The organism is Halopseudomonas sp. MFKK-1 (assembly GCF_027474385.1).
In the GTDB taxonomy this organism is placed as follows: Bacteria; Pseudomonadota; Gammaproteobacteria; order Pseudomonadales; family Pseudomonadaceae; genus Halopseudomonas; species Halopseudomonas aestusnigri.
The window spans coordinates 1,391,248-1,404,531 of the sequence record NZ_CP114836.1; the positions used below are offsets into that span (position 1 = coordinate 1,391,248).

The following is a 13,284-nucleotide window of genomic DNA, read 5'->3' on the forward strand; positions in this document are numbered from 1 at the left end:
AAATGCGGACATGGCGTCTGATGCGCTTGAAACACTGAACAGTCTGATCGTGCCGTTGCGTGAGCGGCTGTTGCTGCTGCCCAACGTGGCGGTAGCAGAACTGGTGGGTTATCGTCTGAGCGAAGAGGCAAGCGGCGGGCCAGACTGGTTTCTCGGGTGGACACTATGGCGGGATCAGCCGGTGCCGATGGTCGATCTTGACCTGTTGATGGGCGAGGCTGCGGCAATCCCGCAGGTGCAGCCGCGGACGCTGATTCTCAACGCCATTGGCGGTACGCCGGGCGTGCATTTCATCGCTCTGCGGGTCTGGGGCATTCCCCGGGCGCGCAAGTTGCAACGTGCCGATCTGACGGCGACCGCTGGTGCAACCGAGTGGACATTGCAGCAGGTGAGCCTGAGCGACGAGCCGGAGGACCTGCTGATTCCCGACCTGCAGGCACTGGAGCGGGTGCTGGATCAGGCCGGGCTGTTGCGCCGGGCAGCTTGAGCGACCGGGTTCAGTCGGTCAACGGGAAGCTGAGGCGCGCCTCGGTGCCGCCGCCGACGCGGTTCAGCAGTTGCACGCGGGCACCGTGGCTGTCGGCAATGCGTTTGACGATGGCCAGGCCCAGGCCGGTCCCCTTGGTCGAACGGGCCTGATCGCCCCGGATGAATGGGCTGAACAGGGCATCGTTCTCCAGAATCTCCACGCCGGGGCCGCGATCCAGCACGCTGACCGTAAGCTGGCGCTGGGCGCCGACGCGATTGACGTAGGTGCAGACCTCCACACCCTTGCCGCCATGCACCAGTGCATTGTCGATCAGGTTGATCAGCACCCGCTTGAGTGACAGTCGGCGAAAGGTCAGCAGCGGCACCTCGGCCAGGCACAGTCGCACGACCTCGCCGTTACTGTTCAACGGCGCCACCACCTCACGAATCAGCTCGTTGATATCACCTTCCTCAGTCGGCTCGGCGCTGCCGTCACGGATGTAGCTCATAAACTGTTCGAGGATGGCGTCCATGTCCTCGATATCGCGAATCATGCCGTCAGTCAGCTCGGGCTCTGCATCCGACAGCAGCTCGGTCGACAGGCGCATCCGGGTCAATGGCGTACGCAGGTCATGGGACACGCCGGCCAGCAGCATGGTGCGGTCGCGGTTGGCCTGCTCGACATCCTGGGACATCTGGTTGAAGGCTCGGTAGACCTCGGAAATCTCCGCTGGCGCGCTGGTGTCCAGCAGCCGCACGCTCTCGCCGCGGCCGATACGCTGGGCCGCGCGCTCAAGCATCTTCAGCGGGTGGTTGAGCTGACGGACCAGCAGCCAGGCAGCGGCTGTTGACAGCATGCCGATCAGTACCAGCCAGGTGACTACCAGCCAGACCCGTTGGCCGCGCAGGGGATGGGCATACAGCGGGACCTTGAGCCAGTAGTTGCCATAGATCGGCTGGTGGATCCAGACCGCCGGATGGTCCTGGGTTTGCACCCGTACCTCGGTCTGGTCGCCCAGTTCGTCCCGCAGCTGGTGGGTAAAAATGCCGGAATAGGGCCAGTGCACTTCCCCCTGCGGGACCTGCTCGGGCACCGTGATGCGGATGCCGGTCATCTCTTCGATATCGCGGCGCGCATCCGGACCGCTGGCCCAGTAGGCGCGGACCAGCATCGCGGTGCCGTGACTGTACTGACGGTCGACCAGCAGGTCCTCGTTGCTCAGCAGGTAGAGCAGCGTGAGGATCTGCGAGAACAGTGTGACCATCAGTACCAGCAGAATGGTCCGACCGAAAAAACTCCGTGGCAGCAGCGGGTGCCAGCCGGGGCCGCCCTTCACGTATTCTTGCCGTCCGGCACAAAGACGTAGCCGACGCCCCAGACCGTCTGGATGTAGCGCGGCTTGGACGGGTCGGGCTCAAGCATGCGGCGCAGGCGGGAAATCTGCACGTCGATCGAGCGTTCCAGCGCATCCCACTCCCGGCCGCGAGCCAGCTGCATCAGCTTGTCGCGGGTCAGCGGCTCGCGCGGATGACGCACCAGCGCCTTGAGCACGGCGAACTCGCCGGTGGTCAGCATGTTGACCTCGTCGCCGCGGGTCAGCTCGCGGGTGGCCAGATTGAGGGTGAACTCGCCAAAGGTGACCTGGTCGTCGTCGGTGCTCGGGGCGCCCGGTACCTGGGGTGCCTGCCGACGCAGCACGGCCTTCATGCGGGCAACCAGCTCGCGCGGATTGAACGGCTTGGGCAGATAATCGTCGGCACCGATCTCCAGACCCTGAATCCGGCTGGTCTCATCGCCCTTGGCCGTCAGCATGATGATCGGCGTGGTGTTGCCCTCGGCCCGCAGGCGTGCGCAGGCGCTCATGCCGTCTTCGCCGGGCAGCATCAGATCGAGCACGATCAGCGAGTAGATTTCACGGGCCAGCAGACGGTCCATCTGCGCCACATCTTCCACGGCGCGAACGCGATAGCCCTGCTCGCCGAGAAAGCGCTCGAGCAGCCGCCGCAACCGCACATCGTCATCGACAATCAGGATTTTTTCGCCTTCGTCAGCCATGTATCACCTATTGGAGTGAATGAGCCTGCATTGTGACCCAGCCCCCGTAGCTTGCGGGCTGGCCATTGTTACAAGAGGTTTCTTTTTACCCTGTTATGGCGCCATCATCCAGCCGCTTTATGAAGGCCGACCAGAGCCTCTGTGTCGGGTATACTGCCCGCCCTGTCATAGCCAAGAGTGGAAGTGTCCTACCATGCAGAGTATCGCCTCGCGCATCGCCAGCGAACTGGCGGTTCGCCCCGAGCAGGTCGCCGCTACCGTCAGCCTGCTGGATGAGGGCGCCAGCGTTCCGTTTATTGCCCGTTACCGCAAGGAAGTAACCGGCAGTCTGGACGACACCCAGTTGCGCTACCTCGAAGAGCGCCTGCGCTATCTGCGTGAACTGGAGGACCGTCGTGCTGCGGTGCTGTCGAGCATTGCCGAACAGGGCAAGCTGAGCCCCGAGCTGGAACGCGACATTCGCGAGGCGGACACCAAGACCCGGCTGGAAGACCTGTACCTGCCCTACAAGCCCAAGCGCCGTACCAAGGGCCAGATCGCCATCGAGGCAGGCCTGGAGCCGTTGGCTGACGCGCTGTTTGCCGACCCGACGCTGGATCCGGAGAGCACTGCTGCCGGTTATGTTGACGCCGACAAGGGCGTAGCGGACGCCAAGGCCGCTCTGGACGGGGCCAAGTACATCCTGATGGAGCGCTTTGCCGAGAACGCCAGTCTGCTGGAGCGTCTGCGCAGCGCGCTGCGTGACGACGGTCGGGTGGTGTCCCGTGTGGTCGCCGGCAAGGAGCAGGAAGGCGCCAAGTTTGCCGACTATTTCGAATACGACGAGCCGCTGAAGAAGGTGCCGTCCCACCGCGCGCTGGCGATTCTGCGCGGCCGCAACGAGGGTGTATTGAGCATCGCGCTGGAGCTGGGCGACGCCGAACCGGCACCCGGCACCATGCATCCCTGCGAAGCGCTGGTGGCCGAGACCGTTGGCATCGTCAATCAGGGACGCGCCGCTGATCGCTGGCTCAACGAGGTGGTGCGCTGGACCTGGCGGGTCAAGCTGCTTGGTCACCTCGAAACCGAATTACTGGGCGAGCTGCGAGAAGCCGCCGAAGACGAGGCGATCCGCGTATTCGCCAGTAACCTGAAAGACCTGCTGCTGTCGGCGCCGGCCGGCCCGCGCGTTACCCTCGGGCTCGACCCGGGCTTGCGTACCGGGGTCAAGGCGGTAGTCGTTGATGCTACCGGCAAGCTGCTCGACACCGCCACCATCTTCCCCCATGCGCCGCGCAATGACTGGGACCGCTCGCTGGCAACCCTGGCAGCGCTGTGCAGCAAGCATCAGGTTGACCTGATTGCCGTCGGCAACGGCACGGCATCGCGTGAAACCGACAAGCTGGCTGCCGACCTGATCAAGCTGTGCAGTGGCCAGAAGATGCAGAAGGTGATGGTCTCCGAGGCGGGTGCGTCGGTGTACTCGGCGTCGGAGCTGGCGGCACGCGAGTTCCCGGATCTAGACGTGACCTACCGTGGCGCGGTGTCCATTGCTCGTCGCCTGCAGGATCCGCTGGCCGAGCTGGTGAAGATCGAGCCCAAGGCGATCGGTGTTGGCCAGTATCAGCACGACGTCTCCCAGGTGAAGCTCGCGCGCGGGCTGGACGCGGTGGTCGAGGACTGTGTGAACGCCGTTGGGGTGGACCTGAATACCGCGTCCGCGGCGCTGCTGACCCGGGTCTCCGGCCTGAACCCGAGCATCGCCCAGAACATCGTCGATTACCGCGACAGCCACGGCGCTTTTCGCAACCGTCGCGAGCTGCTCAAGGTCAGCCGCCTCGGTGAAAAGACCTTTGAGCAGGCCGCGGGCTTCCTGCGTGTGATGAACGGCGATAACCCGCTGGATGCCTCGGCAGTGCACCCGGAGGCCTATCCGCTGGTCGAGCGGATCGCCGAGCAGACCGGCCGCGATGTCCGGGGTCTGATTGGCGACTCGGCGTTTCTGCGCAAGCTTGAGCCGGCGCGCTACACCGACGAACACTTCGGTATCCCGACCATTACCGACATCCTGCGCGAGCTGGACAAGCCCGGTCGCGATCCGCGCCCCGAGTTCAAGGCGGCCGAATTTCAGGAAGGGGTCGAGAGCCTGAAGGACCTCAAGCCGGGCATGACGCTGGAAGGGGTGGTTACCAACGTCGCCAACTTCGGTGCCTTCGTCGATATCGGCGTGCATCAGGACGGTCTGGTGCATATCTCCATGCTCTCGCACCAGTTCGTCAAGGACCCGCGTGACGTGGTCAAGGCCGGTGATATCGTCAAGGTCAAGGTGCTCGAGGTGGATATCCCGCGCCAGCGCATCAGCCTGACCATGCGCCTTGACGACAAGCCTCAGCCTGCCGGTGAGCGTCAGCAGCCAGGTGAGCGCAATCGTGGCCGGCAGAGTGCGCCGCGCGGTAATGCCGGCGGCAACAATACCCGCCCGACCGACGCGGGCGGCACCTTCGCCAACCTGTTTGCCAATGCCAAGAACCTGAAGAAGAAATGATCCCATGAGCGAATTGCATCCGGCATTGGCCGCCTTTGCTGCCGAGCGCAGCAGCGCGTTCACCGCCCTGGTGGGCATCGAGTTTGCGGCCATCGAGCGCGGGTTGTGCACTCTGCGTCTGCCGATCGACGACAAGCACTTCAATTCCACCGGCCGGGTGCATGGCGGTGTGGTGTTTACCCTGCTGGACTCGGCGATGGGCGCCTCGGCGTTCAGCGTGCTGGAGCCGCATGAAAGCACCGCCACCATCGAGTGCAAGATCAACTACACCCGAGCAGTCACCGGCGGTGTGCTGGAATGCACCGGCAAGGTGATGCATGCCGGTACGCGCACCATCGTCGTGGACGGCGAGGTGTGGCAGGATGGCGTGCTGGTAGCCAAGTGCCTGGGCACCTTCGCCCGTATCTGAGCGAGCCCCGGTGGCCTTTCTATACTGATCAAACGGATCGACGGCATGCGTCGATCCATTGCCTGAGGAGTGACGCCTTGTCACCACTGCTCCGTGAACGCCTCGCCCTGCTGGCGACACCCGCGAACCGCTCATTGCTGAGCGAATGTCAGCACGGTATCGAAAAGGAAAGTCTGCGCATCTCCGCCGACGGGACGCTGGCGCAGACGCCGCATCCGCCGGCGCTGGGCTCGGCGCTGACTCATCCACGGATCACCACCGATTACTCCGAAGCGCTGCTGGAACTGATCACCCCGGTCAGCCGGCAAATCGACGAGCTGTTCGGCCAGCTGGACGAAATTCACCGCTTTACCTACAGCGCTCTGGGCGAGGAGCGGCTGTGGACCGAGTCCATGCCCTGTCGTCTGCCAGCCACCGACGAGGAGATTCCGATCGCCTGGTATGGCACCTCCAACGTTGGCACCCTGAAATACGTCTACCGGCGCGGGCTGGCGGTGCGTTACGGCAAGGCCATGCAGTGCATCGCCGGCATTCACTACAACTTCTCGCTGCCGCCGCAGCTGTGGCAGGTTTTGCAGGCACAGGAGGGCGACACCCGCAGCGCGCAGGACTATCAGTCCGAGCGTTATTTTGCGCTGATTCGCAATTTCCGCCGCTACGCCTGGTTGCTGATGTACCTGTTCGGCGCCTCTCCGGCGGTGTGTGCCAGCTTCCTGCAAGGGCGTGATCATCGCCTGCAGCCGCTCGGCGAGCAAAGCCTTTACCTGCCCTGGGCAACCAGTCTGCGGATGAGTGATCTGGGCTATAACAATAACGCCCAGTCCGGCCTGAACGTCTGCTACAACAGCCTCGATAACTACATTAGCAGCATGCTGGACGCAATCAGCCTGCCTTACGCCCCCTATGCGGCGCTGGGTACCCACGACGCCAGCGGCCAGTGGCAGCAGCTCAATACCAATCTGCTGCAGATCGAAAACGAGTTCTACAGCCCGATCCGTCCCAAGCGGGTTGCCAACAGCGGCGAGAAGCCGGTGCATGCCCTGCGTGAGCGCGGAGTCGAGTATATCGAGGTGCGCTGCCTGGATATCGACCCCTTCGTGCCGCTCGGAATCGAGCCGGCGACGGCCCGCTTCCTCGACAGCTTCCTGCTGTACTGTGCTATCAGCGACAGCCCGCAGCTGAGCGACAGCGAATGTGAGCACGCTGCCAACAATTTCAGTCTGGCGGTCAAGCGGGGGCGTGAGCCAGGCCTGATGCTGAACGACAACGGTCGTGAGCGCAGCCTGACTGAATGGGGTGAAGCGCTACTCGACGAGATTGCCGGGTGCGCTGCGCTGTTTGATCAGGCCCAGGGCGGCTCGGTGTTTGCAGAGGCGCTGGCGATCCAGCGTGCCAAGCTCAAGGACTCTTCCCTGACGCCCTCGGCCCGGGTGCTTGCGGCGATTGCCGAGCAGGGCGACAGTTTCTTCCGTTTCGCCCTGGCGCAGTCGCAAGAGCACGATGCGTACTTCCGCAATCGCCCGCTGGACGCCGAAGCGCAGGCGCGGCTGGCCGCCGAAGCGGCCGCGTCACTGGCCGATCAGGCCGCGATTGAGGCGGCCGACGATGTTGACTTCGATACCTTTGTGGATCGTTATCTGAGCCAGCAGGCCTGAGACACAGGGGCGCAAGCCCCTGCTGCCGTCACTGCACGATCAGGTTGGTGAACAGCAGGTCGTCAACCAACGGCGCACCTTCTTCCTCTTCCAGCACCGATTGCACGACGGCAAGCGCACTGGCCCGCAGGGCTTCCTTGCCTTCCAGCGTTCCCAGGTTTTCCGGCAGCTGTTCGCTGAACAGAAACACCAGTGCGTTGCGGATCAGCGCATCATGGTAGTGGATGCGCTCCACTGCCGCGGCGTCGTTGGTGCGCAGCGCAACGTCGGCCTTGAGGTACTGAATCTTCGGGCCGCCTCCCAGGGTGCCGACAAACGACGGCTTGAGTTCGACGTATTGGGCGGTCGGTGCGGCGGCGTCTTCTTCGGCCAGGGCCGGGGTAGCTGTCAGCGTCAGGGCCAGCAGCAGGGCATACAGCGGTTTGCAATGCATCGGGTTGAAACTCCATGAAAGTCCGCACAGGATAGCCGAGCCGCCGTTCAGCGCCAAATGCCCGTGTCTTCGGTCTTATGCGTACCTATCACCTCGGGGCATGGTGATTGACCCTGTGGCCCGGTTCGCGACTAGACTGTGGTCAATGTTCAGCTTTAGCCAAGGAGACAACAATGAAAGCGGTACTGTGCAAAGCCTACGGTCCTGCCAGCAGTCTGGTGCTGGAAGAGACCGCCGATCCGGTTGCCAAGAAAAACGAAGTCGTCATCGACATCCATGCTGCCGGCGTCAACTTCCCTGACACCCTGATCATCGAAGGCAAGTACCAGGTCAAGCCGCCGTTTCCGTTCTCTCCGGGTGGCGAAGCGGCTGGTGTGGTTGCCAGCGTTGGCGAGAACGTCAAACACCTGAAAGTCGGCGACCGTGTGATGGGCCTGACCGGCTTCGGCAGCTTTGCCGAGAAGGTGGCAACCGATGCGATGCGCGTGCTGCCGATGCCCGCTGACATGGACTTTGTCACCGCCGCCGGTTTCAGCATGACCTATGGTACTTCCATGCACGCGCTGAAGCAGCGCGGCGAGCTGAAACCGGGCGAAACCATGCTGGTGCTGGGCGCCTCCGGTGGCGTGGGTCTGGCTGCGGTTGAGCTGGGCAAGGCCATGGGCGCGCGCGTCATTGCTGCAGCCTCCAGTGCTGAAAAGCTGGAAGTCGCCAAGGCGGCTGGTGCCGACGAGCTGATCAATTACAGTGAAGTCAGCCTCAAGGATGCGGTCAAGGAGCTGACCAACGGCCAGGGCGCCGATGTGATCTATGATCCGGTCGGTGGTGACCTGTTCGACGAAGCGGTGCGCTGCATCAACTGGAAAGGCCGTCTGCTGGTTGTCGGCTTCGCCAGCGGCCGTATTCCGGAGTTCCCGGTCAACCTGGCGCTGCTGAAAGGCTCGTCCATCGTTGGTGTGTTCTGGGGTGCCTTTGCTGCCCGCGAGCCGCAGGTCAATCTGGAAAACTTCCAGGAAATGTTCCGCTGGTACAGCGAAGGCAAGCTCAAGCCGCTGGTTTCCAAGACCTTCGAGCTGAACGAGTACGAAGCCGCGCTGAACATTCTCAGCACCCGTCAGGCGGTAGGCAAGGTGGTGGTCAAGACCCGCTGACGCCAGCCGCAGGCTGGCCCTGGCGGGAAGCCACAAGCCACAAGCCACAAGCGGCAAGCTACAAGAAAAACCCGTGCGGTGCTGAATCGCGCGGGTTTTTTCATGGGCCGCGAGGGCACTCTAACCGGTAAATATCATTTGGCAGCATCAGTGTCAGGGACACACTGAGCGGCTTGCGGCTGGGCGCGCTCACAGCGCGCCGTCGTACCCCTGCTGGCGCCAGGCTTCGTAGATCAGGATCGCGGCGCTATTCGAGAGGTTCAGGCTGCGGCTGTTGGCCTGCATCGGGATGCGCAGTACCTGATCGGCTGGCAGGGATTCGCGTATCTCTGCCGGCAGGCCGCGGCTCTCCGGCCCGAACAGGAACAGGTCGCCCGCCTGATACTCGGGCTCACTGAACCAGCGGGTGCCTTTGGTGCTCAGGGCGAACACCCGGTTCGGCTGCACCTGTTCCAGACAACTGGTCAGATCCGGGTAACTGCGCACGGCCGCGAATTCGTGATAATCGAGCCCGGCGCGACGCAGGCGCTTATCATCCAGCTCAAAACCGAGCGGCTCTATCAGGTGCAACTGGCAGCCGGTATTGGCGCACAGGCGGATGATGTTGCCGGTGTTCGGCGGGATTTCGGGTTCGAGCAGGGCGATATGGAACATGGCTGGCGGCTACGCAAGGGCGGAGCGGTAGGCTACCCGGTTCAAGCTTCAAGCTTCAAGCTTCAAGCTTCAAGCCGCAAGCAGTCCGTGGTGCTGCGAGCCTTGGTGTTGGTCTGAAGGCTAGAGGCTGGAAGGGTTTGGGGTTGGGGTTGCTTGTAGCTTGTAGCTTGAGGCTTGCCGCTTGCAGCTCAAAAAAAAGGCGACCCCAGCCTGCCTGAACCGAGGTCACCCCAAATACACCCATTAGTCATTTAGCATCAAGCGTGCCAATTTCTCCGTGGGTGTGCGTTATTCACTTTCATCGTCGTCGGAACCGTCGACATTCATGCCCAGTTCCTTGATCTTGCGGGTCAGGGTATTGCGGCCCCAGCCCAGTAACTGCGCGGCATCGCGGCGTCTGCCGGCGGTGTGCTTGAGGGCCGTTTCGATCATGATGCGCTCGAATGCGGGTACCGCGATATCCAGCAGGTTGGTCACGCCACGGGCCAGTTCCTGGTCGGCCCAGGTGCGCAATCCGTGCTCCCAATGGCCGTCCGGCGCACTGTCCTGGTGCTGGGTGAGCAGTTCCGGGGGCAGGTCCTCGATCAGCACTTCTCGGCTGGATGCCATGACGGTGATCCAGCGGCAGGTATTTTCCAGCTGGCGCACGTTGCCGGGCCACGGCAGGTTGCGCAGATAGTCCTGGGTTTGCGGCTTGAGGGTCTTCGGTTCGACGGCCAGTTCCTGTGCGGCGCGCGCGAGGAAGTGCTGTGCCAGCGCCGGGATGTCCTCGCGGCGTTCGGCCAGCTTGGGAATATGAATGCGGATGACATTGAGGCGGTGGAACAAGTCCTCGCGGAATTTGCCGGCCTGCACCAGGCCTTCGAGGTTCTGGTGGGTGGCGGCAATGATGCGGACGTCGACCTTGATCGGGGTATGACCCCCGACCCGGTAGAACTCACCGTCAGCCAGCACGCGCAGCAGGCGGGTCTGGGTCTCGGCGGGCATGTCGCCGATCTCGTCAAGGAACAGTGTACCGCCGTCGGCCTGTTCAAAACGGCCGCGGCGCTGCACGGCGGCGCCGGTGAACGCGCCTTTCTCGTGACCGAACAGCTCGGACTCCATCAGATCCTTCGGAATCGCGGCCATGTTCAGCGCAATAAACGGGTTGCGCGCACGCGGGCTGTGGCGGTGCAGGGCGTGGGCGACCAGTTCTTTACCGGTACCGGATTCGCCGTTGATCAGTACGGTGATGTTGGAGTGCGACAGGCGACCGATGGCGCGGAAGACTTCCTGCATTGCCGGCGCTTCACCGATGATTTCCGGCGTGCGAGTCTGCAGGATTTCCTCTTCCTGCGCCTCCTGCTCATGGGTGTGGGCCAGTGCGCGGCGGACCAGGGCAACGGCTTCGTCCACGTCGAACGGCTTGGGCAGGTATTCGAACGCGCCGCCCTGGTACGAGGCGACGGCGCTGTCCAGATCGGAATGGGCGGTCATGATGATGACCGGCAGCTTGGGGTAGCGCTCGCGCACGGTGGCCAGCAGGTCCAGCCCGCTGGTGCCGGGCATGCGAATATCGCTGATCAGCACATCCGGATGCTGGCGCTGCAGGCGCGCCAGTGCGGCGTCTGCGCTATCGAAGGCGACCGGATCCATGCCTTCCTGTTGCAATGCCTTCTCCAGTACCCAGCGGATGGAGCGATCGTCGTCAACGATCCAGACATTCTCGGCGCGATTCTGTGAGCGGGTCATAAAGCAGTTCTCCAGGTCCGGTCCAGCCGGCAGGCAGTTGAGGCATTGCGCAGAGGCAGGCATGCGTAGGATCGAGCTGCCGGCGGGGCAGCTGTCGTTGTTCTTCGGAGGCGGCTGGTCATGTCAGTCGGCTCCCTCCTGTTCCAGTGGCAGAAACAGGGTGAAAGTGGTTTCTCCCGGTACGCTGTCGCACTCGATCAGCCCCTGATGCTGGCTGATGATGTTCTGGGTAATCGACAGGCCGAGGCCGGTACCCTCGGCGCGACCGCTGACCATCGGGTAGAAGATGCTTTCGGCAATATCGGCCGGGATGCCGGGGCCGTTGTCGATGACTTCGACCCGGCACACCAGTCGGTAACGGGTCTGGCCGATCGTGAACTGGCGCAGCGTCCGGGTGCGCAGGGTGATCTGGCCCTGTTCGAGCGGGCCGTTGGCGGCGAGTGCCTGCATGGCGTTGCGGACAATATTCAGCAGCGCCTGAATCAGTTGCTCGCGGTCGGCCTGCACGTCCGGAATACTTGGATCGTAGTCGCGCTTGATATGCAGCGCGCCCTGGGTTTCGGCCTCGATCAGGCTGCAGACGCGCTCGGTAATCTCGTGAATGTTGATCGGCCGCAGCGCCGGTGGCCGGTACGGGCCAAGCATGCTGTCGACCAGATTACGCAGGCGGTCGGCCTCTTCAATGATGACGTCGGTGTAGTCCTTGAGACCGTCTTCCGGTAGTTCCCGGGCCAGCAGCTGAGCGGCGCCGCGAATGCCGCCGAGCGGATTCTTGATCTCGTGGGCCAGGCCGCGAACCAGCACTTTGGTTACTTCCTGTTTGGACAGCTGTGCCTCTTCCTTGGTGATGCGCAGCAGGCGATCACGCGGGTACAGCTCCATCAGCAGCCAGTTGCGATTGGCGGCTATGATCGGCGTGACCGAGTAATCCGCCATCATGCTTTGTCCGTTGCTGAGGGTCAGTTGGGCTTCGCGCTTGGTGAAGGGGTGTCCGTTCTCGACTGCGTTGTGCAGTGAGTCCAGTGCCGCTGCACTGTCGGTGAACAGGTCCTGCACGGGCTGCTGATACACCCTTTGCCCGCTGACAGCGAGCAGCATTTCCGCCGCGGGGTTCATGAAGCTCAGGCGCAGGTCGCTGTCCAGCAGCAGTACCGCTGTGGTCAGGTTATCGAGAATCTGGCGTAGAAATCGGTCTGGCAGCATGGCTATATCCGTCGTTTGGGCAGGGAAATGCAAGAAGCGAACCAATTCGGGGCGCATTCGGGGCGACGCGGGCAATCGCTTGCCCATTTGTTTGTCGGCTTGCGTCTGCCATGCCCGGGGGCGTGCGCAGGCCCTGTATTTACTGGCTTTCTTGTTATCGCCGGCTGGCGTTGACAGAGGCTTTAGCCGTTCGTCGGGTTAAGCGTTGTCGGTCAGGCGCATTGCAACGGTGCGCGAATTGGAGTCGCGAGCGACGAGTATGCACCGAAATGGTGCGCTCGTCATTCGCGCTGAGGAGGGTCACGGGGTGCTGGCGGGTGGCTTGGGTACGTTGGGCGCTGTGGGGGCTGCCGGTGCCCGTGGCGCCTGATTCGGTGAGTTGATCCTCCCCGGCTGGTTGAGCGAGGTGCGTTGCACATGCACGGTAATGGGGCTGCTGGCGCTCAGTTCCTCGCCGCTGGTATTGGTGATGACGGCTTCAATCTGGTGCGATCCCCGGTCGAGGTTCGGCAGGGTCAGGCTGGCTTCGGTCTGACCCGAACCCGGCAGCGCCTGTGCTGACAGGGTGCCGTCGACCCGGGCGCGCAGCAGCGCACCGGTGCGCAAGGGAGGATCAATGGCAATGCCGAGAATCAGGTTGCCGTCATTGGCGCGCACGGCACTGTCGTTGGCAGGGCTGGTGATCTCCAGTCGCCGGTAACGGCCCTGGGCGGCAGCCGAGTTGCTGCTGCTCTCGTCGGGCTGATTGTAGGATGGTGAGGGGCGTGGCGGCTCCATTGCGTTTGGGGCGCTGACCTCAATGCGTCTGGCATTGGGTGAAGGTTGGTCCGAGTAGACGGTATTGCCCTCGGCATCAGTCCAGGTATAGATCTCGGCGGTGGCGCTCTGGCTGAAGATCAGGGCACTGCACAGGGCATAGATAAGCGTGCGCGGCATTGTCGTACTCTCCTTGAGACATGCCCCCATGCTGGCACCGTCCGGGAGGGCTGGCAACTGCTCC

12 protein-coding genes are annotated in these 13,284 nt (G+C 63.1%); 5 read left to right on the top strand and 7 right to left on the bottom strand.

Translation table 11 applies throughout. The annotated features are described in order from the left end of the window. Window positions 1-10: 10 nt before the first annotated feature. A complete protein-coding gene (locus tag O5O48_RS06370) occupies window positions 11-487 on the top strand; it encodes a chemotaxis protein CheW (protein ID WP_269688465.1) in 477 nt (158 codons plus the stop codon). A gap of 10 nt (window positions 488-497) precedes the next feature. Here the strand turns inward: O5O48_RS06370 and O5O48_RS06375 are convergent, their stop codons facing one another. Beyond that, entirely contained in the window at window positions 498-1,733 is a 1,236-nt protein-coding gene (locus O5O48_RS06375; protein WP_088276153.1) for an ATP-binding protein, read from the bottom strand. Window positions 1,734-1,801: 68 nt separating this feature from the next. Further along, complete coding sequence (ompR, locus tag O5O48_RS06380) at window positions 1,802-2,524, bottom strand: osmolarity response regulator transcription factor OmpR (protein ID WP_088276071.1); 723 nt, start codon at window positions 2,522-2,524, stop codon at window positions 1,802-1,804. Window positions 2,525-2,717: 193 nt separating this feature from the next. Between ompR and O5O48_RS06385 the strand changes: the two genes are divergently transcribed. From O5O48_RS06385 to gshA, 3 genes are all read left to right on the top strand, one after another. Then, window positions 2,718-5,048: a Tex family protein gene (locus tag O5O48_RS06385; protein WP_228247084.1), complete on the top strand. Its 2,331-nt coding sequence runs from the start codon at window positions 2,718-2,720 to the stop codon at window positions 5,046-5,048. A 4-nt stretch (window positions 5,049-5,052) separates the two neighbouring features. Next, on the top strand, window positions 5,053-5,457 hold the full coding sequence (locus O5O48_RS06390; protein ID WP_088276073.1) for a PaaI family thioesterase: 405 nt from the start codon (window positions 5,053-5,055) through the stop codon (window positions 5,455-5,457). 77 nt (window positions 5,458-5,534) lie between these two features. Next, the gene (gshA, locus tag O5O48_RS06395; RefSeq protein ID WP_269688466.1) at window positions 5,535-7,112 is read left to right on the top strand and encodes a glutamate--cysteine ligase; all 1,578 of its coding nucleotides are present in this window, start codon (window positions 5,535-5,537) and stop codon (window positions 7,110-7,112) included. Window positions 7,113-7,140: 28 nt separating this feature from the next. Here the strand turns inward: gshA and O5O48_RS06400 are convergent, their stop codons facing one another. Then, complete coding sequence (locus O5O48_RS06400) at window positions 7,141-7,545, bottom strand: flagellar basal body-associated FliL family protein (RefSeq protein ID WP_228247082.1); 405 nt, start codon at window positions 7,543-7,545, stop codon at window positions 7,141-7,143. Window positions 7,546-7,718: 173 nt separating this feature from the next. Between O5O48_RS06400 and O5O48_RS06405 the strand changes: the two genes are divergently transcribed. Continuing rightward, window positions 7,719-8,696, top strand: a complete 978-nt coding sequence (locus tag O5O48_RS06405) for an NADPH:quinone oxidoreductase family protein (RefSeq protein WP_269688467.1) — start codon at window positions 7,719-7,721, stop codon at window positions 8,694-8,696. 189 nt (window positions 8,697-8,885) lie between these two features. Here the strand turns inward: O5O48_RS06405 and trmL are convergent, their stop codons facing one another. From trmL to O5O48_RS06425, 4 genes are all read right to left on the bottom strand, one after another. Continuing rightward, window positions 8,886-9,350: a tRNA (uridine(34)/cytosine(34)/5-carboxymethylaminomethyluridine(34)-2'-O)-methyltransferase TrmL gene (trmL, locus tag O5O48_RS06410; RefSeq protein ID WP_088276077.1), complete on the bottom strand. Its 465-nt coding sequence runs from the start codon at window positions 9,348-9,350 to the stop codon at window positions 8,886-8,888. Window positions 9,351-9,638: 288 nt separating this feature from the next. Beyond that, window positions 9,639-11,081 (bottom strand): nitrogen regulation protein NR(I), encoded by a 1,443-nt coding sequence (gene ntrC / locus O5O48_RS06415; RefSeq protein WP_088276078.1) that lies wholly within the window; start codon window positions 11,079-11,081, stop codon window positions 9,639-9,641. A 123-nt stretch (window positions 11,082-11,204) separates the two neighbouring features. Further along, window positions 11,205-12,284, bottom strand: coding sequence for a nitrogen regulation protein NR(II) (gene glnL / locus O5O48_RS06420; protein WP_088276079.1), 1,080 nt, complete (start codon window positions 12,282-12,284; stop codon window positions 11,205-11,207). A 300-nt stretch (window positions 12,285-12,584) separates the two neighbouring features. Continuing rightward, entirely contained in the window at window positions 12,585-13,220 is a 636-nt protein-coding gene (locus O5O48_RS06425; protein ID WP_228247080.1) for a DUF4124 domain-containing protein, read from the bottom strand. Between the last annotated feature and the right edge of the window lie 64 nt (window positions 13,221-13,284).